This is a genomic window from Sorangium sp. So ce394 (genome assembly GCF_051474665.1).
GTDB lineage: Bacteria > Myxococcota_A > Polyangia > Polyangiales > Polyangiaceae > Sorangium > Sorangium cellulosum_D.
In genome coordinates, this window is record NZ_CP150339.1 from 12,622,267 (window position 1) to 12,648,890 (window position 26,624).

Below are 26,624 nucleotides of genomic sequence, written 5' to 3' on the forward strand. Positions count from 1 at the left end.
GCGCGGGGGCGATCGCGGGCCGCGGCCGCCCGGCTCGCCGCCGGGATCGAACCGCTGGGCGCGGCGCCAGGGCGTCACTTCTGGAGCGCGGCGGCGACGAGCCCCGGGTTCAGCCGCGCCTCCGCGGGAGCCGGGGTGTTCTCGAGCATCCTCGCCTTGTTCATCGCCTGGGCCGTCGCGTCGTAGGCGGCCCAGAGCGACGGCCCCCCGGCGGATCGGTCGAAGAGCTGCCGATTGCGCGCGAGGTCGAGGAGGCTCAGGCCGGTCATGCTGCTCTCGAACTCATCGACCTTCATCCCCTGGGCTCGCGCCATGAGGCCGAGCGCCTCCGTGGGCCGGGCCCGCCAGAACTCGAGCGCTCGGTCCCATCCGCGCAGAAATGCGACAGTGTCCCGTCCGCGCCGCGCGGTGGCCTCCCGGGTCATGAGGAGCACGTCCGTGATCTCGTTCGGGAGCTCGGCGCTCGAGAAGATCTTTTTGGCCCCGTCGGCGACGGCCTGGGAAAGGAAGGGCTCCCAGCTGACGGCGGCGTCGACGTTCCCCGTCCGGAGCGCGTCGGTGGTCTGCTCGAGCGTGAGGTTGACGATCTCGACGTCGGACGTCGACATCCCCGACCTGTCGAGCGCCCGGATCAGCACGAGATGGCTGATGGTGGCCAGGTCGGCCGCCACGCGCTTGCCCTTCAGGTCGCGCATGCTCGCGATCCCGTCGCGGGCGACGATGCCGTCGGCGCCGTCCGAGGTGTCGAGCGCCATGACGGTCTGCAGATCGATCCCCTGGTCTGCCAGCCGGAGGGCGCCGAACAAGGTCGATGCGACGATGTCGAGCTTCCCGTCGATGAACGCGCGCTCCATGTCCACGCCGGTGCTGAAGGTGATGATCTCCGCCTCGACGGGCGCGTTCATCTTGTGCTCGGCCGCGATGTAGAGCGGCGAGTATCCCACCCAGACGAGCAGCCCCACGCGGAGCGGCGCGGGCGCAGGCTCGCTGCACGCCGCCGCGAGGAGCGCGAGCAGGGCGAGGCAGGCGAGGCGCCGGAGGCTGTCCCCGCCGCGCGAGCGCGCCGGGGCGAGGAGCGCGCTCGCGCGGCGCGCGAGCGTGGCGCGCAGCACGAGGAGCACGGCCGCGAACAGGCCGAGCGACGCGGCGCCGGCGATCGCGAGCATCCGGAGCGCGGCGGCGGTCGCGATCGCGTCGACGTCCCGCCGCTGCATGACGAGCTCGATGGCCCCGACCACGTGCTGGGCGGTGATGCCCCCCGCCGGGCTATGGTACATGGGCCGGACGATCGTCAGCTCGCTCCGCTCGTCCAGCAGCTGGACCATCGGCCGGCTGGCGCCCTCGTCGAGGAAGCTGCGCAGCAGCGGAGAGGCGCTCGACGTCCCGACCTCGGGACGATAGCTGCTCGCGAGGATGTTGCCGGAGAGGTCGGTGAGGCGCACCCGGCGCACGCTGGTGACGAGCGCGCAGTTCGCCAGCACGCGCTGCATCGCGTGCGGCGCCCCCTGCTCCAGGAGCGCCCGCGCGCTGTAGTTGAGGAGGTCGGCGATGGCGTCCCCGTGCCGCGCCAGCGCGGCCGCCTCCTCCTGCCGCGCCTGGTGGTACGCCGCCCCGGCGACGACGAGCGGGAAGGCGACGAAGAGCACGCCGACGCGCAGCGCGACCCTGGACAGGAGCCCGGCGCGCTGCCCGAAGGACGCGCGTCCCCGCTCCTCTCCTGCGCGCGTGAGCTCCCCCATGCGCGGCATGATACACGAGCCCGGTCGAGGGTACCGGCTCACCGGGCGAGGCCTCGACGCGGGCGGCGCAGGCCGCGGGCGCGGGAGCTCAGGGCGCGCGGCGCTCGGCGGCGGTGAGCGCATCCGAGAGCTCGCGGCTGACGATCCTCGCGCGGAGCGGCGCCTCGGCCGGGAACGTCACGGCGGTGCCCGTCTGCGACGGCGCGACGTCGGCGCCCAGCCGATCGAGGAGGTCCTGGAGCGCCTTGTCGTCGAGCCCGGCGCCGCTCACCCTGGCCCGGAGCGCGCGGACCCGCAGCGGGGCGAGGGCGGCGAACGCCGACGGCGCCGGCTCTGCGCGGATCTCCATGTGATAGAGCAGCGCGGCGGCGGCGCCGCTCGCGTCGCGGCCGCGGAACCAGACGCCCAGGTCCGCCACCTCGAGCGCGGCGCAGCGGGCGTAGAGCGCGCCGAGCTCCGCGCCGGCGGCCTGGTAGAGGCGCTCGGCGACGGCGATGAACCTGGGCCGGACCTGCGCGTCGAAGAAGGCGCGGCCATAGCCGTCGCCGAAGGTCACGGTGATGTGGCTGAAGGCGCGGGAGCTCGAGGGGCTGCCCTCCTTGACCGTGACGGTTCCATCGGTCACGCGGCTCAGCGCCGCGTCGAGCGCGGGCGTGAGCCGCCGGCCGGCCGTGATGTCGCCAAGGGACGCGGCGGAGAGCGGCGGGGCGTCCGCGCCGAGCGCCGGGGCGGCGTCGCTGGCGCGCGAGCGCGACGGCGCCTCTGCAGCGCCGTCCGGCGAGGGGCGCTCCTCGGCGCCCGGCTCGCCGCCGCCGCGGGCGAGCCAGAGATCGACCTCCCAGCCGACGCCCTCCAGGGGGCCGAGCGCCGCGCCGCTCTGGAGGCGTACGCGGCTCTGCTTGCACGCCTCGCTGACGAGCTGGCGCTGCTGCTCCCGGTGGTGCGGCTCGCTCCTCGGGTTCGGCTCGCGCTCCCCCGACCTCCGGAGCGCGAGGACGCCGAGCCCCGCGAGCGCGACGGCGGCGGCCCCGAGGAGGGCGCGGCGCGCGCCCATGGACGGGCGCCGGCTCCGCGTCGTCGCGCTCGCCCGGTCCTCGTCGCCGCCGCGGTCCTCGGGCGCGCGCCGCGCTGGCGTCGCGCTCTCCCAGAGCTTCGCCGTGCTCACCGTCGTCGCGTACCGCCGCGCCGGCGCGCCCCCCGCGGCGGCCCCCCGCGGCGGGTCCGGCTCCGCCGCGTCGCGCGCCGGCTCGGCCCGCGGCTCCGGCAGCGGCGCCGCGGGCGGGGTGCTCCTGGACGCCGCGCCCCGTGGCTCGGCGAGCTCCATCGTGAGCGTGGGGCCCTCGACGTTGACGGGCTCGTGGGCTCCGGCGGGCGCCGTCCGGGCGGTCGGGACGCCCGGGCCGCTGCAGAGGATCCGCTCCAGGGGCGCGCGGGCGCGCTCCGGCGCGAGGGGCGCGAGCGACCGCGCGAGATCGGCGACGGTCTGAGGGCGCAGGTACGGGCGCTTCTCCAGGCAGCTCAGGATGACGCGCTCCAGCTCGTCCGGGATGTCCGCGCGGTGGCGGCGCGGCGGCGCGGGCGGATCGGCCACGATGCTCGCGAAGATCGCGGACGCCGCCTCGGCCTCGAACGGCCGCCTGGCCGTGAGCATCTCGTAGAGGATCACGCCGATGGCCCAGATGTCGGTCCGGGTGTCGACGTTCCGCGCGCTGCGGACGTGCTCGGGCGACATGTACGGCGGAGAGCCGAGGATCATCCGCGTCGCGGTCAGCTTGCTGTCCGCGCCGAGCGCGCCCGCGTCCAGGGTCTTCGAGATACCGAAGTCGATCACCTTGATCTGGCTCGAGCCGTCCTCCCGCTCGGCGAGGAAGATGTTGCTCGGCTTCAGATCGCGGTGGACGATCCCGAGCGCGTGCGCCTCGGCGATCGCCTCGCACACCTCGAGGACGTAGCCCACGGCGTCCTCGATCGAGAGCGGCCCGCGCTGCTCGATGAGCTCGGCGAGGTTGATCCCGCGGAGGAGCTCCATGACGAAGTACGGCACGCCCGCCTCGGTCGTGCCGACGTCGATGACGTGGGCGACGTGCTGGCTCGTGATGGCGGCCGCCGCCTGCGCCTCGCGGAGGAAGCGCGTCACGTCCTGCGCGTCGCGGTTCTCCTCGGGGAGCAGGAACTTCAGCGCCACGCGCCGCTTCAGGGTGGTGTGGCGCGCCGCGACGACGACCCCCATGCCTCCCTGGCCGATGACGTGCTCGATGCGGTACTTGCCCCCGACGATCTCACCGGGTCCCGGGATCCCCCGCAGCGAGCCCGGTCGGTGAGGGCCGCCTCCCGCGCTGCTCATTGACGGGCAGCTTACACGAGCGATCGGCCGGAGGAGACCCTTTCGCGCGCGCGGAGCGTGCTCCGCGCGGCGCCTCGACGCGCGGATCTCCGCCGGATCTCTGCTTCAGCTCGAGCACGCGGCGTAGCGCCGCTCGCCGGCCCGCGCGATCGCGTCCACCACGATCTCGCCCTGCTCGACGCCGATGAGCGCCGCGGACCCCTCCTCCAGCTGGCCGCGCAGGATGAGCTCGGCCAGCGGCGCCTCGATGAGCCGCGCGATCGTGCGCTTCATCGGCCGGGCGCCGAGCTCGGGGTCGAACCCGCCGGCGTCGAGCAGCGCGTCGATCGCCGCCGGCTCGACCTCGAGCTCCACGCCGCGCGCCTCGAGCTCGCGCTCCAGGCCGCCCAGCAGGCGGCGCGTGATCTCGGCGACGTCCGCCCGCGTGAGCGGCGAGAAGCAGAGGACCTCGTCGATGCGGTTGTAGAGCTCGGGCGGGAGCGCGGCGCGGGCGGCGGAGAGCATCGCCTCGCCGAGGCGCTCGGGCGACACGGCCCCGGAGGCGCGCGCGAAGCCGACGGCGCGCTCGGACCGGAGCGCGCCGGCCTCGGCCGCGCCGAGGTTCGAGGTCATCACGAGGACGGTGTTCGTGAAGTCGACGCGCCGGCCTCGGCCGTCGGTCAGGCGGCCCTCGTCGAAGACCTGCAGGAACGCCTCGAGCACGTCGCGGTGCGCCTTCTCGATCTCGTCGAGCAGCACCACCTGGTACGGCCGCCGCCGCACCGCCTCGGTGAGCTGGCCGCCCGCCTCGTGGCCGACGTAGCCGGGCGGCGCGCCGACCAGGCGCGCGACCGCGTGCGACTCGGCGTACTCGGAGAAGTCGAGCCGCGTCATGGCGTCCGGCGAGTGGAACAGCGCCTCGGCGATCGCCTTCGCCGTCTCGGTCTTGCCCACGCCGGTCGGGCCGAGCAGGAGGAACGAGCCGATCGGCCGGCGCGCGCGCAGGCCGGCCGCGTTCCGGCGCAGCACCCGGGCGATGCGCGCGAGCGCCTCGCCGTGGCCGACGACGCGGTCGGCGAGCAGCGTCTCCAGCGCGAGCATCCGCTCGCGGTCGGTCTCGAGCAGCCGCTCGACCGGGAGGTCGGCGAGCTCGGCGACCACCTCGGCGACCTCGGCGGGCCCGACCTGCCGCGCGGGGTCGCGGAGCTCGGCGCGGGCGCTCTCGGGCGGGCGCGCGCGCCGGCGCGTGCGGGCGCCCGCGAGGTCGAGGATCGAGAGCGCCTTGTCGGGCAGCGCGCGGCCGGGCAGGTAGCGCACCGACCAGGCGACGGCCGAGGCGAGCGCCTCGTCGGTGAACGCGAGGCCGTGGTGCGCGCCGAGCCCGACGGCGACGCTCTGGAGCAGCAGGAACGCCTCGTCCTCCTCGGGCTCGTCGATCTCGACGACGGTGAAGCGCCGCGCGAGCGCCGGGTCGACCTCGATGCTCTTCCGGTACTCCTCGGGCGTGGCGGTGCCGATCAGGGTGAGCTCGCCGCGGGCGAGCGCGAGCTTGAGCTCGGCCATCGCCTCGTCGAGCGCGCCGCTGCCGAAGAGCTCCGACATGCCGTCGATGAACAGGATGACCCGCCCGCCGGCCTCGCGGAGCTCCGCCCGCAGCGCGGACAGGCGCTCGCTCAGCGCGCCGCGCGCGCCCGTGCCGGCGAGCAGCTCCGACGGCACGAGCTCGACGACGATGCGCGGCTCCCGCTCCTCGAACGCGAGCCGGTGCGCGATGCCGCGCGCGACGGAGGTCTTCCCCACGCCCGCCGGGCCGAGGAGGCAGGGGTTGTTCGCGTGGCGCTTGGCGAGGACGTCGAGCGCCTGCTCGATCTCGCGCTCGCGCCCGACGATCGGCTCGAGCTCGCCCTGGGCCGCGGCGAGCGAGAGGTTGTGGCCGAGCGAGGCGAGGGCCGGGAAGCGCGCGCGGTCGAGGGTGAAGCGCGCCGCGACGGAGCTCGCGGCGGCCGGGAGCCCTGCGAGCGACCGCACCACGGAGGGCGGGACGGGCGAGGCGGCCGCGTCGTCCGCCGCGAGGGCGCGCCGGGGCGCGGGCGTGAGGGCGGTCGGCTCGGCGGGGAGGGGGGCCTCGCCGGCGCTCGGGGCCGCGATGGGCCGGCGCGGCGGCGGGAACAGCGGCACGGTGACGCCGGGGCCGGCGCCCTTCGAGGGCCGCGGCTCCGGCACGGCGACGCCGGCAGCCTTCGAGGGCCGCAGCTCCGGTACGGCGACGCCGGCGCCCTTGGAGGGCCGCAGCTCCGGCACGGCGATGCCGGTGGCCTTGGACGGCCGCAGCTCGGCCGAGGGGCGCGGCGTGCGCTCTGGACCTTCGACGTCGCCGCGGGCGCGGCGCGCGGGCGCCGTCTTGGCCGGCGCGGCCGGCTTCTCCGGCGCGCCGCCGTCGTGGACCACCCGGATGGGCGTCCGCCGCGCCTGGACCACGCCGAGGGCGATCTGGAGCGCGGCGGTCCTGAGGCGCGCGAGGTCGACGCCCGACTGCGTGAGGGCCCGGTGCGCGGCGGAGCTGCGGTCGGACAGGAGCGCGAGCAGCAGGTGGAGCGCCGCGGGCTCCTTGGCCGTCGCGCGCTTGGCGACGTCGCGCGCGCCGCCCATGGCCCTGCCGATCGGGTCGGGGCCCTCGTCGTCGACCGATCGGCTCGCCTTGAGCAGGGCCTCGTCGTCGAGCCGCCGATCGCGGAGCAGCTCCGCGGCGGGGCCTCCGCTCAGGGCGATGGCGGCGAGGAGGTGCACGCTCGACAGGCGCTCCTTGCGCTGGGCGGCGAGGTCCTGCGCGAGCTTGCGCAGCGTGACGAGCTCGGCGTGGGAGCGAGGGCTGGTCATCCTTGCAGAGGTCTCCAGGCCCCGGGTTCGCATGCCGGGGGCGGGAGGGCCAAATTTCGGATCGGAGGTCCCTTGCCCGCCCCGGCGTCCGCCAGGACGAGCTCGCGCGGCGCCGCTCGGGCCGGCCCGCGGTTGTGCCCGGCGCGCGCCGCCCTGTCCCATGCGACACGACGGAGGTCGGCGGCTCGCCGGAGACGCTCAGCCGACCCCTCGTCCAGGTTCTACGCGCCAGGCACCCCGAGCTCTACGCGCCCCCGGAGCGTGGTACCGGACCTCGGCCTCCACCCGGCGCACGCGGCAGGCCCTGGGTCGGTTCATTGACAGCGGCGCCAGGGGATCAGCCCATCGATGTAGTTAAACTCGACGGAGGCTCTTCCCGTGCCGCCGATCGTGGCGCGGAGCTGCACGTTGACCGTCGCCGAGGTGGCGCCGCACGGGGCGCTGCCCGCTTGTCCCCCGGCAGGGATGGAGAGCAGCTCGAACACCCCTTCGACGTCCGTGTCGATGTTCTCGAACGTCTTGGAGACGCTGGCCGTGCCGGCCAGTGATCGGCTTGCTTGAACCGTGACGACAGCTGCGTCTTCGGTATACACGTCACCAAACACATCCAGGGACGGCGCATCGAACGTGTAGCCCGCTGGAAACGTGTAGGCGAACTCGACGTCGCAAGCGACGTCGTACGTGCCAAAGTCGTCGCGGCCCCCGCGAGCGTCGTCGAACGTGAGCGCGTATTCCGTGTTGAGGGCCCCGATCTGCGTATCCATGGTTCCGCAGCCGGAGGCAGTTGCCGTGATCGAGACCTGGCTCGGGTCGGGCACGTCGCCGCCGTCGAGGGCGGCCGGCTGGCCTTCCACCATCTCGCCTTCGTCGGAGGCGTCGGCGCACGCGACGCACAGGGAGGAACAAATCAGCATCGCAAGGCACGACCGAACATGACGGTTCAAAAGCTCGCTGGTAAGTTGGAATCGACTCATAACGTCCTCTCACGGTGACCGGAAAATTCGGCCCATCGCAAACCGCGCGCCATCCGGGTCGCGGCGGCGACGGTGCGTTCCCCCCGCGGGGCCGCGCGGCGTCGCTTCAGTCCGTGACCAGAGGCCCGATGCGGTCGGCGAACGGCCACCCCTGGCTCTCGTCGATGTGGATCTGCCAGTCGAACGCCCCGCGGAGCGTCGGGTGGTTGCCCTCGACCTCGTTCCACGTGGGGATCGCCTCGTCGATCGACATGTAGTGCTGCTCGTCCCAGATCCCGAAGCCCACGACGACGTGCGTGGGACCGAGCAGCCGGACCCACTGGTCCACGTTGTTCACGACGTAGGACTGCTGGTCGAGGTCGGGGCCGTCGTAGTACTGCGGGGCGGCGTAGTCCATGGCGCCGGCGTCCACCATCGCCTTGCAGAAATCCTTGTCGCGCTGGTTCCAGGGCGCCGGAGGCGCGGTGATGATGAAGCCGGGGAAGCGCCGCTTCAGCTCCAGGCTGATCCAGATCATCTCCTCGGTGTCGGGGTTCTGGTTGGCCTCGAAGGTGTTCCAGTCGATCCCGTCGAACCCACCCAGGTCGTTGTAGATGCCGACCACGCTGTCGACGAACGTCTGCGACTTGCCTCGGTCCGGGAAGCTCATGCCCTGGCCGGCGCCGCCGATGGAGAGGATGATCCTGCGATCCTGGGTCGTCCGGGCGTACTGGATGTCCTCCTTGAGGTGCGTCGCCGCTCCCCTGTCGTCGCCCGGCGGCGTCCAGGTGACGGCGCCGGTGGTGCCGGGCGGCCCTCCCACGGGATGCGCGGCGAAGAGGTAGATGAGGTTGTAATTGCTGTTGATGTCGCGGATGCGGACGGGCGACGGCGTCCAGTTGGGGTAGTAGCCGGCGACGACCTTCGCGGGGAGCGGGCCGACCGCGCCGGGCTCGGGGGTGTCGGCGCAGGCGGAGTAAGGCTCCCAGAAGTACGTGCTGACCGTCGGGATATAGCCGGGATTGTCGTGCTCGGCGATGTAGGCCGACCCCTGGTAATTCACGATGGCGCCCTCCGCGTACCATTGACCTTCGTGCCATTCCGGATAGTCAGCGCACACGGCAGATTCGTTGTGCCCTACATCGGCCTCGCCCTGCGACGAGCCGGAATCGAGGCATCCGATCCCGCCCGTGGCGATGGCGACAAGGAGAAAAGACATCCTGGTAGCAGTGAAGATAGAATTATGCAGCATGGCAGAACCCTTTCGCACATCGGCCCAGAGCACACAGGACAGCTCGCCTCCCGGATCCGGGCAGCTCATGGACTTGATGGCGCGACGGGGACCAGCCCTTCAGATTATTTGATCAGGGCTTGTTCTGCCCGTTCGCTCGTCCGCCGCGCGATGATGCGGTTACGAACGGGTGAACCATGTGCAAGCCCCATGGCGGGGTCCGCCTGGACGAAACCAGGTTCACCGCGCTGGCGCCGCATCTCCGAGCTCGAGCGGTGGCGTCGCGCGCCCGGCGACATGTCACGGTCGCGGCGTGACATGTCACGGTCGAAGCGTGACATGTCACGGTCGTGGCGCGAAGAGCGCCGCGGTCACCCCCGAGGCGCCGACAGCGCCCTGGCCCCGCGCGCGCAATGGAAAGCGCCGTCATTGGCCGATATTCCCGGCATCCGCGGCACGCGGCCCCCGGAGCGGGTTCGCCAGGTCCGCTGAAGCCGCCGGGGAGCCACGGCCGGCACGGCTTTTGCTGACGACGGACGGTTGAGGAAGCGGACTCATCATCGCTCCCACCGAGAGCTCAGCCCGTCGCTGTCCGGCGTCGTCGAGACGATCTCCGGCGACGGGCCGCCTGCGTCCCACGATGGCAGTTCGGCGCATCGTGCATGGCTCTACCTGCGAAGCAGGGTGTCTGGAACCAGAGCAGGAGGAGCGCCCCGCTGCCGAGAAGGGAATATCGAAGTCAGTGAGAGCAGCATTTAGAAATAGTTCACTCGCCGGCACGCTCGCGGTGCTCGGCGTGTGCTTCAGCAGTCCAGCGTACGCCGTCGGAAACGGCATCACGGACACGGGTAACCAGTATCCTTACGTCGTGAGCCTGACCGTCCCGAGTTCGAACCCGGAGCAGGACAGACCCTTCTGCAGCGGGACGCTGATCACGCCGCTCTGGGTGGTATCGGCGAAGCACTGCTTCATCGACGACAACGGGAACCCCAAAAATCAGAACTTCGTCGTCGAATTGGGCACGAACCCCCTGAGCAGCCAGCCCTCCTTCGCGCACACCATGGCGGTGTCGGGCCCGGTATTCGTCGCGTCCACCGTGCCGAACGATAACTTCGACGACGACGAGCGGTCGCGCGATATCGCCGTGTTTCGCCTGGACACGCGCGTCCCGCGCACGCTGGCGAAGCCTCTCCACCTCCCGGACGAGGACGCGTGCGGCTCGAGCTTCGACGGTACAATCGTGGGGTTCGGGAGCGGGGCGGACGATCTGCTCATCTGCGACGATGTCCCTCCCATCCGCAGGTACAGCCGCTATCCGCTGGAGTACGACCGCTCGCACGAGGACTACGGCGACCTCTTCTACGATGAGACGATCTGGACGCTGGTCAACTGGCCTTTCATTTGCGACGAGTTCGACGGGAGCTACAACGGGGACTCCGGCGGAGCTCTCCTCGACGACGAAGGCCGCCTGTGCGGCGCGGTCAGCGGCAAGACGCTAGGGTCGATATGGCCGGGCACGTGGGTCATGGAGAACGTCTTCGCCGCGCTCGACAGCAACCAAGCGCGAGACTTCCTGCTCGGCGCGGTGACCCCCGCCGGCAACAGCATCATCGACGCGAAGGGCAACTTCGACGGTGAGTGCGCGAGGTTCGTCGACGAGTGCGACAGGTTCGGCTTTTGCAACGAGGCCGACACGGACGTCGACGGCATCATCGACGTTTGCGACAACTGCCCGACGATCGCCAACCCGGAGCAGGCCACCGATCCCAACGATGACGCGGATGGCGACGGCCTCGGCAACGCGTGCGACATGTGCCCCACCCAGGTGACCAATCAGTGGGTAGGGCCGGCGACGAACTGCAATTTCGAGGCGGAGCTCGCCGTCTCTTATCCCGAGGCGACCGAGCCGCCCATCATCCGCGCCGACTCGCCTACCCTCGCGGCCGATCTGCAGCTGTACAGGGACACGTTCCGCCCGAACGCGTGCGACCCCGTACCTTGCACCAAGGCGGACCTGACCGACGGCGGCTCGCTGCCCGCGGCCGAGATCCCTCCTGTGCCGAACGGCCAGACCGAGTGCCCCGTGTGGGAGCCCTGCCACTGGGAGTTGCGCAACCGGATCAACTTGAAGCCGGTAATCGGCAACGTCGGCGCCAATAACACGAGCGGGACACTCAAACTGAAGTGGTGCGACTGCCGCGAGCACGACACCGACACGCTGGCGGGGCGGCTCGCCTGCGATCTCGACTCGCAGACCGACTGCAAACGAGAGTCCGCAGAGTTCGCCTCGCACCCCAAGTGGCACAATCTCTCCACCAAGGCGAGCGGATCGAGCACCGCCGACAACGGGTGGGCGAACGGAAAGAGCCTCGGCATCTCGTACACTCTGCCGTTCGACCACAATCCGGAGCACATCAAGCGGACCGTCGACTGGGACTTCCTCGATCTCGGGGCCAACCACGTGGAGACGACCACCTATAGCCGCCGCGTCCAGGGGGTGCTCTTCAGCCACCTGACCAGCTTTTCCCCGGTGGCCGGGTACAACCAGACCCAGGCCATCCAGTTCGGCAACTACTATTTCTCCGGCAACGCTTCGCTCGTCGCCACGAGCAGGCCGATCATCCCGCCCGACGCCATCAACCTGAAAGACAAGTATTTCTGCCCCGAGTGCCCCTTGGGCTATACCGACCTGTATCAGTCCCATGACCCCGTGATCAACCTGCCCCGGATCTACCGCGCTACGCCCACGGGGTTGGCGCTCGTGTCCGGCCTCAACGCCGACGCGACGAGCCTCTACGCCGACGCCGCCAGCGGAGACGTCAACCTTGTCACCGTCGCCGAGCCGTTCCGGCGGCTCCTCCGCGACCAGATCCCCGGCGATACGCTCCTGAGAGCCGTCGCGCTCGACGGCGCCGATGAAAGCGAGCTCGTAGCTCAGGTCTTCAGCACCAAGTTCGACGGACCGCCGCTCGTCTCGTATTCCGCTGGCCAGGGCAGCTCCATCCCGTTGAACGCGCCTGTGCTGCACGGCAACGAGGCGCGCGTGCTCTCGGCGACCACCCGCCGGCTCCTCGTCATCGGCGGGACCGTCGACGGCCAGCCCGCGTCGCAGCCCAACCCTTCGGCCTGGATGTTCGACGTCGACTCGGAGCTCTGGACCGAGATCCCGATCCCAGGGAGCACCCTGCCTGGCGCCGTGATCAGCGCGACCTACCGCCTGGAAGACCGCTCCGTTTACCTGCTCGACAAGGTCGGCGGCGTCCTCAGGCTGAGGCGGTGGCAGCCGCAAAAGGAGGTCGAGACGCTGGCACAGTTCCCTGTGTGGTGGAACGACTTTCAGAAGTACTGGCTGGCCCCGGGCGAGGCGGGCGATCTGATCCTGGCCGCGACCTCCCCCATCACCTCCCCGTGGAATACGGCATCGCGGGCGGCGTTCGCTCGGTTCACCGTCAACGCGGGCGAGCTCGGATTCGCCGGCCTCAAGGAGATGGCGATCTATCTCAAAGGCGCCCCGATCGTGGGTGTGGACACCATGGCCGTGTCCCGCTTGCATCCGGACAGCAGCATCTCTACGACCGAGGTGTCGCTGATGACCGACTTCGTCACGCCCTCGAGCACCAAGATGCCCACGGTCTTCTGAGCCATGCGATACGACCTCCTTGCGAGTCTCGCGGCGCGCGCCGTGCCGCTCTTCTTCTCCCTCTCGGCCCTCTCGGCGAGCTGCTCTCGCGGCGCGCCGGAGCCTCCGAGCCTCGACGGCACCGGCGGACATACGGCGGCCGGTGACGCGAGCCAGGGCAGCACGCACGCGTCCGGGACTGCAGGCGAGGCGGCGACCGGCGCCAGCGTCCCGGGTGACGCTGGCCCGGGCGCTCCCCCTGATGCGTCTGAACATCCAGGGGACAGCACCTGGAGGGCCACGGGTTGGCTCGACCGGTGCCAGATCGACGTCGCCGACGAGCCCAGCAAGGCGCTGCCGCACTTGCGCTGGGAGCAGTGCCCGGGGAACGCTCCGGGCTGCACGTCGCTCGTCGTCGACTGGGACGCCGGCAAGTATCCAAAAACCGCCTCGCCGAGCGTCGTTCGATGGGGCGACGGCTACCGCGTCGGGCTGTACTTCGAACACCGGGGTGAGCGACGGACCGGCGTCTACGACGCCGACGGGAGACCACTCGCCGCGTGGCGCTACAGAGACCTCGAGCCGACCGTGCCCGCGGCCGACCCGCAACCGGAGTACTGCATACCGACGGTGCCCAGCGTCGGTCATGAGCGGGTCTGGCTCGGCGCGATGAGGGTGAGCGTCGGGGCGCCCGCCGCGGCCTACCTCGTCTCCGGCTACGACGCGCTCGCCACCGCGAGCCAACCCATCCCGGTCGACGCGCTGAGCCAGGGTCTCCACACGAGCGACGACACCTTCGCGCTCTCGGGGCCCGGGCCCGGCACGATCAACATCTACGACAGGATCAGCAACCAGGCCAAGACGTTCGGCCGCCAGTCAGGCAACGACGCGCCATCGTTCCGCCAGATGTATCCAGTCGGCGATCATGCGCTCGGCCTGGCGGTCTTCGAGGTCGGTACGTCCGAGGGGTGGATCTGGAACCGCCGGACCCACACCATCGAACCGCTGCTCCGGGCGGAGCCGCCTCGGGTCGTCGCCGACATCAAGAGCGACGGGCAGACGCTCGTGTGGCTGGAAGCGGAGCCCTACTCCGACGACGGGCTCTACGGGGCGTCCAGCCTCTGGACCAGCCCCTTCGCGGCGACGAAGGCGGATCTCGCGCCGAAGAAGCGCCGGGCGGGCCCCATCATCGGATACCCCCTCTCGGCCGCCGGGGAAGGCTTCTATGCCGTCTACGCGATCGGCGAGAAGGTGATCCACGTCTACCGCCTGTCCGACGCCCATCACTGGTCGTTCAAGACGCCCCCCGAGCTCTTCGACATCCAGGACATCGCTCACGTGGACTCCCGCGAGGTCTGGGTCTGGGTCCCGGGCGGCATCGTGCGCCAGGCGATCTCGGAGCTCGGCCCCGGCGATCCCGCCCCGTGATGTCCGGCCCGCACACCCAGCGGCACGCGCCATGGCGGGGTCCGCCTGCCCGTGGCGGGCTCACTGCTGCGGCGCTGCTGAGCGCACCGTCGTGACGGGCTCAGCAGACCGGCCTCAGATGATCAGAATGACATCGATATCGCCGTCGCCCGGGAGCGCCACCCCCGCGGGCACGTGAGGCGCATTGGCCGGCGCCAGGCGGAGCGCGCCGCACGACCGCGTCACCGAGCTCTCGGGCGGAGCCCCGCCGGCGTCGGCCTGGCCTCCGCGCCGCTCGCCGTGCCCGCGGTTCGCGCAGCCGGCGATCGCGGCGCGGACCGCGCGGAAGACGCTCTCCGCGTCGAGCCCGCCGAGCTCCTCTGCCGCCCTGGCGAGGCGCTCGTCGACGCATCGGGCGCACGGCGTGGAGCTCGCCGCGAGCCGCACGATGAGCGTCGCCTCCGGACAGGCGAGCTCTGCCTTGTCGAACGGCACCGCGAGCGACGAGCCCCTGCCGACATCGACGCTGACAAGGAGAGTGTCGCCGTCGCGTACCACCACGGTTTCGCGCGGATGTCGGCCGCTCACGCGTTCTGGCGCTGACTCACGCTGACTTGTGTTGACGAGGATCCACAGGCGATCTGAGCTCGCCTGCCCGCTCTTCTCCACAGCGTCGCTGGTGCGGCTCTCTGCCATTCGCACGCCCTCCGAGGAGGCGAACCTATCGCCGCCGGAGGCGGACGGCGATAGGTCCACCGGACAGACAATGTCCTGACCATCAGGTCCGCCGGGACGCTGCTGCCCCGGGCGAACGCGTGAGAGCTGCCAGGGCTCGCTGCGTCCGTTGCGCCATCCGGCGCGAGGCGGTAAGCACAACCACGGACTGGAGGCTGAAGCGTGGATGAGCCGGAGCGACGCGACGAGGACCCGGAGCAGGGCGCGGGCGAAGGCGGAACGGACCGCGCGTCGCTCGGCATCTTGTTCCTCGCAGCGGCGTTCGCGCTCGCGCTGCTGCTGACCGTGGTGGGCCTCCTCGCCTTCGCGGCGATGAGCCCGCGGTCGCCGGCGCCGCCCGCGCTGCGCGGCGAGCGGGACGGCGCCGATGCCGCGCTGCTCGGCGATCGGGTCTGCGTCGCGCCCCTCCTGCGCGGCGACGCTTCACGGGCCGTCTGAGGGTGCGCGGGCGTGGCGCCGCGCTCGGCTGCTGCACGGACCACGACGCCGCGCGAACTGGGCGCTGCGCGGGAGCGTGGCCGCCACGCGCGCTCGGCTGCCGCGCGGGGCTGAGACCGCCGCGCGCGCTCGGCTGCTGTGCGGAAGCGTGACCGCCGCGCGCGCTCGGCTGCTGGGTGCGCTCGGCTGCTGGTGTGCTCGGCTGCTGCTGTGCTCGACTGCTGGGTGCGCTCGGCTGCAGCGCGGGCTAGCCGCAGGTCTTCTGGACGATGGCGAGCAGCGCCCCGAAGTCGACAGGCTTCTTCAGGTAGGCCGTGCCCTCGGGCGGGCCGTCGTGGCCGGAGACGATGGTCACCGGAATGGCCGCGAGCGCGTGCACCTGCTTCAACGCGGCGAGCATCTCCTCGCCGGTCATCACCGGCATCATCAAATCGAGCAGGATGAGCCCGGGCGGCGGATCTGCCTCGTGCAGCAGATCGAGCGCCTCCCTGCCGTTGCTGGCGCAGTAGACATCGTAGCCCGAGGCTTCGAGCATCTCGCGGAGCATCTCGCGGAGCTCGGCGTCGTCGTCGACCAGGAGGACGGGGGCGCGCGGATTCGGGGGAATCGGCGTCAGGCGCGGCGCGCCGGGCCCGTCGGTTGGCCGTGGTTCACTCATTTCTGTCACCTCTCCCAGGCTGCGCGAGCATGTCGAAGCGATAGCAGGCGCAGGCCGCGCACGCATTGCATGGTCTCAGCATCTTCGGATCTTCTCCGGATCCATGGTCCCGGGCTGCGCGAGGCGGCTCCGGCTCCACGCCCCATCGGAGGGCAAGGGGCGTGGCGGGAGCGCGGGCGCCGCGAGCGAAGCCATGCGAAGCGCCGAGGGTTACGGGAGTTGCGCCGCGGGTCAAGCTTCTCGGCTCGCCGAGAGCGACACGGCGCCCGCCGCGCCGCTTTCGCCGGCGCCGCCGCGCCCGCCAGCGCCGCCGCTTTCGCCGGCGCCGCCGCGCCCGCTGCCGCCGCTTTCGCCGGCGCCGCCGCGCCCGCTGCCCTCGCTGCCCCCGCCGCGCTCGCCCCCGCCGCCCGCGCCCTCCGCCGAGCCGGACCGGAACCCGAGCGCGCGCGCCTGGGCGGGGCGCGTGTGGCGACGGCGCCATATCACCGCGTCGAGCATGTAATGGGTCGCCTGCGGGAGCGCGAGCAGCGGCACGAGCAGCGCCCGCGCGCGCGGGCCGAGGAGCGGCTCGTCCACGGCGCCGCCGAAGAGCTCCGGCCGGTCGTGCCAGACCAGCCGATCCCAGAGCATCTCCTCGACGAACGCGAGCGCCAGCGCGAGCCCGAGGAAGGCGAGGAGCCCGCCGGCGAGGACCCGCGCGAGCAGCGAGCGCGGCGCCTCGCGGGCCCGCTCCCGCGCGTACGCGAACACGAGCGCCATGTACGGCACCCCGTGGACGATCACGTTCGTGACCGTGAACTGGAAGTCGCTGTCGGTCGCGACGATGCCGACGTACCAGGTCGCCGCGGTCGTGCCCACGACCACGTGCTTGCCGAGGTTCAGCGGCGCGCGGGCGACGCAGGCTCGGTGGACCGCGCGGGCGACGTACGCGACGGCGAGCGCGGCGTACACGGCGCCGAGCGGGCCCACCGCGGCCGCGAGCCGCGGCGAGCTCACGAAGTCGCCGTCCACGAACCACGTGAACGCGCGCGGCGGGTGCGCGTGCCAGTAGAGGAGCGGCCACCCCGTCGCCGCGTAGATGAGGGCGTCGTCGAGGAGGCGATCGACGCGCGAGCGCTCGCCCGCGAGCGCGCGGTAGATCGCGACCCACCCGATCTGCTGGCGCACGAAGTGGATCACGGCGGCGTAGGCGAGCGCGCGCCAGAACGAGAGCTCGGAGGCGAGGTGCAGCGCGACGCCGGCGGCGTAGCAGGCGAGCGGCACGGCGGCGTAGAGCGCGGGGTGGCGGCGGAGCTCCTCGGGATCGAGGTAGGTGCGGAAGAGCGTCGTGTGCACGTGGGCCACGTCGACGCCGACCACGAACAGCAGGAAGCCCCACGCGGGGAGCGCGCCGCCCGAGGAGAGCGCCGCGAGGGCGAGCGCGACCGCCGCGGAGCCGCCGAAGACCGCGAGGTCGACGCCGCGGCCCCACAGGAAGCCGCCGCGGGCCGCGGGGGCGGGCGCGGCCGGCAGCGCGCCGAGGAGGTCGGGCCCGGCCGTGGCCAACGCCGAGACCCGCGCGTCAGCCGTGGATGGCCGCGGAGATGATCCAGGCGAGGCCGAGGATCACCGAGCCGATCACGATCGCGAGCGCCGTGTTCTGGTCCTCCTCGATCTCCTTGCGGATGGAGAACGGGGTCAGCTTCGTGATCAGCACGAACGCCAGCAGGAAGACGAGCAGCCCCAGGGCGACGAAGATCAGCGTTCCGACTACGGCTTTCATCAGGTTTTGAGCGTCGGGCATCGGCGGTTCTCTCTGAGCGCGGGGCGGCGCGCGGCGCGCGCTCGCGACCTCGGAAGCTGCGGCGTGAGCCTACGCGAGACCGCCGGCAGCGTGAAGCGCGGTCGCCGCGTCGCGCGGCGGGCGCGCCCGGCCGGCGACGTGCTATCGCCCTGCGGTGTCCACGACCGCGAGCCGAACCCTGCTCCGCGGCGCCCTCACGGCCGGGCTCGCGGCGCTCGGCCTGCTGAGCGCAGGCGCGCCGTGTCCCGCCGCCGCGGCGCCGCCCGCCGACAAGCCCGCGCCGGCCGCGGCGAAGCCCGCCGACAAGCCCGCGCCCGCCGCCGCGGCGCCGCCCGCCGACAAGCCCGCGCCGGCCGCGGCGAAGCCCGCCGACAAGCCCGCGCCCGCCGCCGCGGCGAAGCCCGTCGACAAGCCCGCGCCGGCCGCGGCGCCGCCCGCCGACAAGCCCGCGCCGGCCGCGGCGCCGCCCGCCGACAAGCCCGCGCCGGCCGCGGCGCCGCCCGCCGACAAGCCCGCGCTGGCCGCGGCGAAGCCCGCCGACAAGCCCGCGCCGGCCGCGGCGAAGCCCGCCGACAAGCCCGCGCCCGCCGCCGCGGCGCAGCCCGCCGCGGCGAAGCCCGCCAGCAAGCCCGCGCCCATCGCCGCAACACCGCCCGCCAGCAAGCCCGCGCCCGCGCGCCCGCCGCGCGCCGCCGCGGCCTCGCCGAAGGGCGCCGCGGCGCCGCCTTCGGACGCGCCGATCGAGCTCGCGATCCCCGTCGAGCGCGCCACCCTCCAGAACGGCCTGCGCGTCGTGATGAGCCCCGACGAGAGCTCGCCCACGGTCGCGGTGGCCGTCACCTACGACGCCGGCTCGCGCGACGAGCCGAACGGCAGGAGCGGCGTCGCGCGCCTCGTGATGGGATTGATGGCCCGCGGCAGCCGCAACGTGGCCGCCGGCGAGCACCTGCGCCTCGTGGCCGAGCGCGGCGGCGAGCTCCACGCCGAGACGGAGGTCGACCGCACCACCTACGCGGAGACCCTGCCCGCGAACGAGCTCGCGCTGGCCCTGTGGCTCGAGGCCGATCGCATGAGGTCGCTCGATCTGAGCGCGCAGGCCTTCGAGGCGCAGCGCAGGGACGCGCAGGAGCGCCGCGGCGCGATCCTCGGCGCCGCCTACGGCCAGAGCGGCATCCGGCTGCGCGAGCTCGTCTTCCAGGGGTACTGGCCCCACGAGCACCCCGCGCTCGGCGACGCGGACGACCTCGCCGGCGCCGAGCTCTCCTGGGCCCGCGACTTCCACGCCGCCCACTACGGCCCGAACCGCGCGGTGCTCGCGATCGCCGGCGGCTTCGACCCCGGCGAGGCGATGGAGCTCGTGCGCCGGTACTTCGACGGCATCCCCGCCGTCTCCGCCGCGCCCTTCAAGGACGTCCCGTTCCCCGAGCAGACGAGCCAGCGCACCGGCGTCGTGAGGGACGCCGCCGCCCGCGCTCCGGCCATCCTCTACGGGTGGGCCGTGCCGCCGCTCGGGCACCCGGATCACCACGCGCTCTCGCTCGCGGCCTTCGTGCTCGGCGGCGGCGAGAGCTCGCGCCTCGAGGCGCTCCTCGTCGGCGACAAGGCGGTCGCGCAGTCGGTGCGGGTCGCGATCGACCGCCACCGCGGGCCCGACCTCTTCTCCATCGACGTGCGGCTCGCCGAGGGCGCCCGCGTCGGCGACGTCGAGAAGCTCATCGAGGGCGAGATCCGGACGCTCGCGACGGCGGGGCCGCCGGCGGCCGAGCTCTCGCGGGCGCGCCGGCAGCTCCAGTCGGCGTTCGTGTCGGGCCTCGCGGGCGCGAGCGCGCGGGCGCGGGCGCTCGCCGAGCACGAGCTCCTCTTCGGGGACGCGAGCCGCCTGAACGGGGAGCTCGCCCGCTACTTCGCCGTGACCCGGGAGGACGTGCAGCGCGCCGCGCGCGATCACCTCGGCCCGACGCGCCGGACCATCGTGGAGACCTACCCGCCCGGGATCCCGGGAGCCGCCCCGCCGCCGCGCGCGTCGGCCGGCGCGCCGCGGGCCGCGGCCGCCCCGGGCAAGGGCCAGGACAAGGCGACGCTGGCCAAGGGCCCGGCGAAGGCGCGCGGCGCGGCGGCCCGGCCCGCGGCGAAGAAGAAGCCGGCGAAGACGGCGAAGCCCAGGAAGAAGTGACGGCATGAGCGAGGGAATCCACCGACGCGGACGGCGCGCCCGACGGACAGCGCGCCCCTATCTCTCCTGGGCCGCGGCGCTCGCCGCGGCGGTGGCGTGCGGCTGCGCTCCGGCCGCGCGCGCCCCGCGCCCGCCCGCGCACGCGGCCGCGCCGGCCAAGGGGGCGGCGGAGGCGCCGCCCCCCGAGGCCGCGCGCCGGGAGCAGCCCCCGCCGTCCGGCCCCGCGCGGCCCGCGCGCATGCCCCCGATCGCGTGGGCCGAGCTCCCGAGCGGCCTGAGCGTCGCCACCGCGGTGAACCGCGCGCTGCCGCTCGTGGAGGTCCGGGTCGTCGTCCACGGCGGGTCCGCGGCCGACGGCGAGCGCACGGGGCTCGCCGCGCTCACCGGCCAGCTCCTGCTGCGCGGCGGCGCCGGCCACCTCCCCGGCCGCGAGCTGCTCGCGCGGCTCGAGTCGCTCGGCGCCTCCGTGTCGGTGGACACCGGCCTCGACGCCACGGTGATCCGCCTGCGCACGACCAGCGATCGCCTCGCCGAGGCGATCGAGCTGCTCGGGCTCGTCGTGCAGCGGCCGCGCCTCGACGCCGCGGAGCTCGCCAAGCTGAAGGCCCGCGCGGCCGAGGCGGCGCGGGACCGCGCGCACGCGGACGGCCGCTGGGGCGCGATGATGGTCCTCTTCCGCGACCTCTACGCGCTCCCGACCGAGCTGCACCCGTACGCCTCGTTCGGCGCGACCACGGCGGAGCTCGCGAAGATCACCGCCGCCGACTGCCGCGCGTTCCACACGGCGTGGTACGTCCCGAAGAACACCGTGGTCGTGGTGGCGGGCGACACGACGCCCGAGGCCGCGCGCGCCGCGGTCGAGAAGGCGTTCGCCGACCGGAGGGCCGACGAGCCGCCGGCGCTCTCGTTCACCGATCCCATGCCCCGGGGGTCGCTCAAGCTCACGGTCGTCGATCGCCCGAAGAGCGCGGAGACCGAGCTCTTCCTCGGCGTCCTCGGCCCCGAGCGCGGCGCCCAGGACTTTCCTGCGCTCGCGGTCGCGAGCGAGGTGCTCGGCGGCCCCTCGGGGCGCTTCTCGCAGGACCTCCTCGAGCCGCGCGGCGCGGCGCGCGCGGCGTCCGCGACGACGCTCGACGTCGCGCACGGCCCGGTCCCGCTCCTGGCCCACGCGAGCGTCCCGGCGGCGCGCACGGGCGCCGCCGCGCAGGCGATGCTCGAGCACGTCGAGCGGCTCGCGACCACGGCGCCGTCGCAGGAGGAGGTCGACGCGGCGGCGCGGCGGCTCGCGGGCGGCCTCGGGCTCGGCGTCGAGACGGCCGCGGGGCTCGCGGACGAGATCGCGCGGCTCTCGGTGCTCGATCTGCCGGACGACCACCACGACGGCTACCGCAAGGAGCTCCGGGACATCACGCCGGCCCTCGCCGGCAAGGTCGCGGCCGACCACGTGCGGCCGGCGCGCGCCGTGGTCGTCGCGGTGGGCGACGCGCAGGTGATCGGCCCGATGCTGAGCCGCTTCGGCGACGTGAAGGTGGTCGACCCGACGCACGCCTTCGAGCGGAAGCGCACGATCCCGCGGGACGCGAGCGCCTCGCCCGCGGCAGGGCAGGGGCCGGCGCTCGACGCGGGCCGCGACGCGCCGGCGCAGGAGCAGCCGTGACGGCCGCCGGGCGCCGCGGGCGAGCGCGAGCGCCGCGGGCGGCGCTCGCGCTCGCGGCCGGGCTCGCGGCCGCGGCCGCCCCGGTGCGCGCGGGCGCGCAGCCGAGGCCCGCGCCGGTGGCCGCCGCGAAGGCGGCGCCCGGGCTGCGCGCGGGGCCGCTCGACGGCGCGACCTACGACTACGAGCGCCCGCCGGCGAGCGGCGCGGTCGAGCAGGGCGCGGCGCAGGCCGGGGCTCCCGCGGGCGCGGTGCCGCCGGAGCAGCGCTGGCTGGGCCGCGCGTTCGTGCACCGCCTGGCGGCCGCCGAGCCCGCGCGGCCGCTGCCGATCCTCGTGTTCCTGCACGGCACCAACGCGGCGCAGATCAAGTACCGGTGGATGGGGGGCGGCCAGGAGGGCGACGTCCGCCGGATCGCGGCGCAGCTCATGGAGGCGGGCCAGATCCCGCCGCTCCTTGTCGCGGCGCCGAGCGCCGTGCTCCCGGCGGCCGTGGCCGTGGCGCGGACGAGCTGGCCTGCCTTCGACCTGGACGCGTTCCTCGACGCCACCGCCGCCCGGCTGCGCGGCGTCGCCACGATCGACCGCACGCGCGTCATCGTCGCGGGCCACTCCGGCGGCGGCTGCAACCGGGAGGGCGGCGTCGCGACCGCCGTGCGCGCGTCCATTCCCGTGCACGCGGCGCTCGTGATCGACACGTGCATGGACGTCGACATCGCGCTCCCGCTTTCGCAGTCGCCTCCGGCCACGCACGTCGTCGTGTCGTGGCAGACGATGAGCTGGGCGAAGCGCCCCATCGCCGACTTCCGCCGCGCCTTCCAGCGCGGCGTCGAGGCGCGCCCCGCCGCGCCCGGCGTGCTCCGCGAGCTGGAGCAGCTCCAGCCGACGGAGCCCATGCCGCACGACGCCATGGTGCCCCTGGTGCTGCGGCGGTGGTTGCCGCCGCTGCTCTCGCCGGACGCCGCGCCGGCCGTGCCCTGCGTCTCGCCGTGACCGCCGCGGGACGCGGCGCTCCGGCGCAGCACCCGCGCGCGGCGGCACCGAGGCCACAACGCGCACAAAAAAAAGAGCGCCTGTCCGACGGTTGGGGGGGGAAAACCGTCCCTCAGGCGCTCGCCGTCCCGTAGAAGCAGGAGCTGGGCCAGGGGTGTCCCGACGAGATATCGTGCGTTTGCGCACGCGCCTTGGGGCTTCGGCTTTCGTTTTGGCCGGGGCGGGTTTCGCCGGTGAAGTCTGGCCGCGCTCGCTCGCTCGAAGCTGCTCCCCGGTGGCGCCGCCACGGAGCCTCTGGATGGCGGCGGCGCTGCCTTCGTGCTCTGCGACGGCGGCGCTCGCCTGGGCGCCTCGCGCCGGGGGCTAGGCCGGGCGGTGGGGCGTGCCGGCGACGGCCCCCACGCGGCGCGTCTTTGCCACGCGCCTCGCCTGCTGCCGGATGTGCTCCACGGCCTTCTCGAAGAACGGCTCGGGGGCGGCCTTGCTGACGGTGATCTGCTCGCCGCCGACGAGGACGACGAGGAGGCCCCGGTCGGTCCTGCCCACCGCGAAGAAGTCGACGGTGAACGGCAGCTCTTCCTCGACGGTGAGCGACAGCTGGCACTTCAACACCTCGCCGACGCCGGGGTGATTCTCGACGACGAACCGCTGCAGCAGCCCGTTGGCGTGGACATCGCCGGCGATCCGGTTGAGCGCCCACTTGTCCCGCGGCCAGGCCATGTGGTCCCGCAGCTCGTATATCCAGTGCAGGAGCTCCTCCGCGACCTGGCCGATCGCCGCCTTCGACGCCTCATAGGACAGCTTGATCTGCTCGTATTTCGTCATCGGGACTCCATCGCACGCCGGCGCGCCCCCTCGAGGCTACCAGAACGCCGCGCCCCGCCGCACGCAGATCGGGGCTGTCGGCCCCGTCGGCGCCGCAGGATCCGCGGGCGCCGCTCGCGGCGCTCGGCGGTCATCGAGGCGCGGCGCGCCCGGGGCGGCGCCGGAGCTCGCTCCCCGTCCACCTCGGCGGCGGCTCCACGCCCGCGGGGACAGCGCCGGCGGTTCGCCCACGCCTCACCCGCCGGGTTGCGCACCGCTCCCTGCTCGAGGCCGCCGGGCTGCTCCAGCGCGACGTGCGGGCGAGCGCGTCGGCTGCATCGAGCGGCCGGCGTGGAGATCGCCTCCGACCGAAAGCCCCTCATCGCGGGGTTCTTCATCCAGCGAAACCGGCCCAACAGCGCGTCGCCGATGCTTGATGTCCTATTCCGCGACCCGTCAGGGTGGTCTGGTCGCGATAGATGAGCCGGATGTCGCCGCCGTGGAGCTTCACGTCGGTGATAGAGCCGGAGTTCAAATCGTGCCAGACACCCTCCAACGAGTGCAAAGTGATGCTGGCCGAGCCCGGTCTCGAGGCGCTCTCTCGCCGCGGGCCGGGTAGTGGTCAACTTTGCCCAGAGAGAGTCCACATGAAGGCGGGAAGGTGGGGAGATCATCAAGGTTTTCTTCCCGCCTTCCCGCCTTCATGTTCAAATTTGACCACGACTGCGGGCCGCGCGCCCTCAGGCATATTGCTGCAGCAGCGCGCCGCGCATCGGGTTGTCCCACGCGCTCACGGCCGCGCGGACGGCGTCCCGGTCGACCGGCACCCGGTGCAGGCTGACGCTCACGGCGTTGCCGCGCGCCTCCACGATCGCGTACTCGGCGTGGTGCAGCAGCGTCGGCGGCCCGCCGTTCGCGTACTCCTTGAACGGGAGCCCGACGCTCCCCGGGTTCACGAGGAGCGCGCCGCGGTGCTGACGGAGCATCTGGAGGTGCGTGTGCCCGCCGGCCATCACCGTCGCCGCGTGGCCGTCGAGCCGGCGATCCAGCTCCTCGGCCGGCGTGCTCGAGAGGAGATCCTCCATGTGAGACCGGGGCGAGCCGTGAAACAGGAGGAGCGTCGCGCGGTCGTCGAGCGGGATCGTGAGGCGCGCCTGGAACGTGCGCAGGAAGTCGAGGTCGTCCGCGGACAGCTGATCACGGCACCAGTCCACCGCGTCGATCACGATGGGCGCCTCGGTGTAGGTGCGGATCAGCCCCGGATCCAGCATGAACTCATCGTGGTTGCCGAGGATGCACGGACACCCGAGCTCCCGCAGCATGTCCAGGATGGCCCGGGGCCGCGGCCCCAGCGTCGCGACGTCCCCGAGGCAGATCACCTGATCGACGCCGGCCGCCTGGATGCTGGCCAGCACGGCCCTGAGCGCCACTTCATTGCCGTGAATGTCGGATATCAGGGCGACGCGCATGGGAGGACCTCTTCGCGGGCGGCCGTATGGGGCGCTGGGGCGGCCCTCGGCGCCGCGGTGGTGCGGCGGTTGGTCGAGCGACAACCCGAAAGGCTAGACCATGTCCGGCGTCGCCTCCAGCCCCTCGCGCCCGCCCGAGCGATGCCTGTGGTCCCGCGTGGCGATCTCGGCTCGGGGTCGACGGATGCAGTCGACGTTTCGCTCACCGGGCGCGCTCGCCCGCCCTTGACATCCTCACAAGAAGAGGGTCTTGGTGTCCGTGAACACGATGACGAAGCGCGCGTCCGCCGCGGCGCCGCTGGCGTCGAAGCAGGCGACGTAGGCCTGCGTCTCCGCGGCGTCACCGGACCAGCTGACGACCTTGCAGTGCTCCGAGCCGGCGCCGTAGGCCGTGACCTGCACGTTCGAGCCGGTCGCCGCCATGCCGGGGAGGTTGACGACATAGCGGCCTGCGGACGTGCGCCCGGCGGTGATGTCGGTTGTGACGTCACCCACGTCGCCCGCGATGTAGCCTTTCTGATAGGAGAGGCTCGGCGTGTACGCCGCGGCCGTGGCGTCGTGCGCCCAGGCGTAGCTGTACGACAGCGCGCCGTTGACCTGCGTCGATCGGCCGAAGTTCAGGGTGAAACGCCCGTCCGACGGGGCGCCCGAGCTATCGAAGCATCGCACGTAGACCACGGCGTCGTCTCCGGACTGCGCCCAGCTGCTGACCTTGCAGTGCTCGCTTCCCGGGCCGTAGGCCGTGACCTCCACCGTCCCGCCGACCGCGGTCTGCGACGGCAGGGTGACGGCGTAGCGGCCCACGCCCTGGCGCTCGATCGTGTTGCTCTCGCCGCTCGAGTTGAACTGGTACGTCAGGTTCGGCGTGTACGCCGGCGCCGTCGGGTTGTCCGCCCAGACGTACGCCTCGTGCGAGGGCCCTGTGCCCGACTTGCGGACATACGCGATGCTGAAGAGGGTGTCGACCGGCGCGCCGCCGGCGGTGAAGCAATTGACGCGAACGTCGACGGCATCGCCGCTTGCGTTCCAGCCCTCGACCTTGCAGCGCTCGGAGCCCGGACCGTAGGCCGTGACCTGGACGTTGCCGCCGGCATCCGCGCCGATGCCTGGAAACCGCGCGCGATACCGCCCGGTGCCGAGCTGCGTGACGGTGTTGTCCACGCCCTGCCCGAAGAGGTCTCCGGAGGAGCTCCGCGAGTAGCTCGAGCTCGCGGTGAACGAGCCCGTCGCCTGCTGCGCCCAGGCATACGCCCAGGTGCGAGAGATGAGCGCCTGCTGGGCGGAGTCCACCTCGCCCTCCTCGGTCCCATCGTGAGCTTCACCGCAACCTGCGCTCATGATGCCGGCGACGAGCGAGCCCACGAGCAGAGCCTTGCTTTTCATGATCAGTCCCCTTCCTCGATTCCGACGTTGACAGCGATCGTTGTGTGATCGCAGAAGGGCGACTGCAACGCGCATGCCGCGAGCGCCGCACGGCGAGACCCGCGCTGGGCAAGCCTCCTGTCCGGCGTCGCGAGGTGCGTTGATCGACGGCGATCTGGCCTTGAGCGTCAGGCCCGCGGCGTCGAGCGGCCCGGCTTGTCACGAGGGGGACCCGGCGGCGCTGTCGCGCGCGCGTGACAGCTCGCGTCGCGGCCGAGTGACACTGTCGCGGACCCGTTCCGCGGCGCCCCGCCGTGGTGCGGTGTGACCCCGCCGCTGGGGGCTAGAGCGGTTTTGGCTCGGGCGTCATGGAGACGTCGTCCGTGGCTCGTCTCTCGTGGCTCGTC

General features: G+C 73.1%; 18 protein-coding genes. 6 read left to right on the top strand and 12 right to left on the bottom strand.

Going from position 1 to position 26,624, the window contains the following annotated elements:
* Nucleotides 1–74: 74 nt before the first annotated feature.
* The 5 genes from WMF33_RS46620 to WMF33_RS46640 form a co-directional block, all read right to left on the bottom strand.
* Nucleotides 75–1,739 (bottom strand): ABC transporter substrate-binding protein, encoded by a 1,665-nt coding sequence (locus WMF33_RS46620; protein WP_437334598.1) that lies wholly within the window; start codon nt 1,737–1,739, stop codon nt 75–77.
* An 88-nt stretch (nt 1,740–1,827) separates the two neighbouring features.
* Nucleotides 1,828–4,083, bottom strand: a complete 2,256-nt coding sequence (locus WMF33_RS46625) for a protein kinase domain-containing protein (protein ID WP_437334599.1) — start codon at nt 4,081–4,083, stop codon at nt 1,828–1,830.
* 105 nt (nt 4,084–4,188) lie between these two features.
* Nucleotides 4,189–6,939: an AAA family ATPase gene (locus tag WMF33_RS46630; protein ID WP_437334600.1), complete on the bottom strand. Its 2,751-nt coding sequence runs from the start codon at nt 6,937–6,939 to the stop codon at nt 4,189–4,191.
* Nucleotides 6,940–7,253: 314 nt separating this feature from the next.
* Entirely contained in the window at nt 7,254–7,853 is a 600-nt protein-coding gene (locus WMF33_RS46635; RefSeq protein ID WP_437334601.1) for a DUF4360 domain-containing protein, read from the bottom strand.
* 166 nt (nt 7,854–8,019) lie between these two features.
* The gene (locus tag WMF33_RS46640) at nt 8,020–9,111 is read right to left on the bottom strand and encodes a glycosyl hydrolase family 18 protein (protein ID WP_437334602.1); all 1,092 of its coding nucleotides are present in this window, start codon (nt 9,109–9,111) and stop codon (nt 8,020–8,022) included.
* A 652-nt stretch (nt 9,112–9,763) separates the two neighbouring features.
* Between WMF33_RS46640 and WMF33_RS46645 the strand changes: the two genes are divergently transcribed.
* A complete protein-coding gene (locus WMF33_RS46645) occupies nt 9,764–12,763 on the top strand; it encodes a trypsin-like serine protease (protein ID WP_437334603.1) in 3,000 nt (999 codons plus the stop codon).
* A gap of 342 nt (nt 12,764–13,105) precedes the next feature.
* Nucleotides 13,106–14,170 carry a hypothetical protein gene (locus WMF33_RS46650; RefSeq protein ID WP_437334604.1) on the top strand — a complete coding sequence of 355 codons (1,065 nt, stop codon included), beginning with the start codon at nt 13,106–13,108 and terminating at the stop codon, nt 14,168–14,170.
* A 114-nt stretch (nt 14,171–14,284) separates the two neighbouring features.
* Here WMF33_RS46650 and WMF33_RS46655 read toward each other — a convergent pair whose 3' ends face one another.
* Nucleotides 14,285–14,845 carry a hypothetical protein gene (locus WMF33_RS46655; RefSeq protein ID WP_437334605.1) on the bottom strand — a complete coding sequence of 187 codons (561 nt, stop codon included), beginning with the start codon at nt 14,843–14,845 and terminating at the stop codon, nt 14,285–14,287.
* Between the two features lie 201 nt (nt 14,846–15,046).
* Here WMF33_RS46655 and WMF33_RS46660 point away from each other — a divergent pair, with 201 nt between their 5' ends.
* Entirely contained in the window at nt 15,047–15,322 is a 276-nt protein-coding gene (locus WMF33_RS46660) for a hypothetical protein (RefSeq protein ID WP_437334606.1), read from the top strand.
* A gap of 247 nt (nt 15,323–15,569) precedes the next feature.
* Here the strand turns inward: WMF33_RS46660 and WMF33_RS46665 are convergent, their stop codons facing one another.
* The 3 genes from WMF33_RS46665 to WMF33_RS46675 form a co-directional block, all read right to left on the bottom strand.
* Nucleotides 15,570–15,980: a response regulator gene (locus WMF33_RS46665; RefSeq protein WP_020741642.1), complete on the bottom strand. Its 411-nt coding sequence runs from the start codon at nt 15,978–15,980 to the stop codon at nt 15,570–15,572.
* A gap of 231 nt (nt 15,981–16,211) precedes the next feature.
* On the bottom strand, nt 16,212–17,525 hold the full coding sequence (locus WMF33_RS46670; RefSeq protein WP_437334607.1) for a hypothetical protein: 1,314 nt from the start codon (nt 17,523–17,525) through the stop codon (nt 16,212–16,214).
* Between the two features lie 16 nt (nt 17,526–17,541).
* Nucleotides 17,542–17,742, bottom strand: a complete 201-nt coding sequence (locus WMF33_RS46675; protein WP_020741644.1) for a DUF350 domain-containing protein — start codon at nt 17,740–17,742, stop codon at nt 17,542–17,544.
* Between the two features lie 175 nt (nt 17,743–17,917).
* Between WMF33_RS46675 and WMF33_RS46680 the strand changes: the two genes are divergently transcribed.
* The 3 genes from WMF33_RS46680 to WMF33_RS46690 are packed head-to-tail and all read left to right on the top strand — an operon-like array spanning nt 17,918 to nt 22,582.
* Entirely contained in the window at nt 17,918–19,936 is a 2,019-nt protein-coding gene (locus WMF33_RS46680; RefSeq protein WP_437334608.1) for a M16 family metallopeptidase, read from the top strand.
* A 4-nt stretch (nt 19,937–19,940) separates the two neighbouring features.
* A complete protein-coding gene (locus tag WMF33_RS46685) occupies nt 19,941–21,593 on the top strand; it encodes a M16 family metallopeptidase (protein WP_437334609.1) in 1,653 nt (550 codons plus the stop codon).
* On the top strand, nt 21,590–22,582 hold the full coding sequence (locus tag WMF33_RS46690) for a hypothetical protein (protein WP_437334610.1): 993 nt from the start codon (nt 21,590–21,592) through the stop codon (nt 22,580–22,582). Before WMF33_RS46685 ends, WMF33_RS46690 begins: the two co-directional genes overlap by 4 nt.
* A gap of 363 nt (nt 22,583–22,945) precedes the next feature.
* Here the strand turns inward: WMF33_RS46690 and WMF33_RS46695 are convergent, their stop codons facing one another.
* The 3 genes from WMF33_RS46695 to WMF33_RS46705 form a co-directional block, all read right to left on the bottom strand.
* Nucleotides 22,946–23,407, bottom strand: coding sequence for a hypothetical protein (locus WMF33_RS46695; RefSeq protein ID WP_061622719.1), 462 nt, complete (start codon nt 23,405–23,407; stop codon nt 22,946–22,948).
* Between the two features lie 719 nt (nt 23,408–24,126).
* Nucleotides 24,127–24,855: a metallophosphoesterase family protein gene (locus WMF33_RS46700; RefSeq protein WP_437334611.1), complete on the bottom strand. Its 729-nt coding sequence runs from the start codon at nt 24,853–24,855 to the stop codon at nt 24,127–24,129.
* 234 nt (nt 24,856–25,089) lie between these two features.
* Nucleotides 25,090–26,238: a hypothetical protein gene (locus WMF33_RS46705; protein ID WP_437334612.1), complete on the bottom strand. Its 1,149-nt coding sequence runs from the start codon at nt 26,236–26,238 to the stop codon at nt 25,090–25,092.
* Nucleotides 26,239–26,624 lie beyond the last annotated feature (386 nt).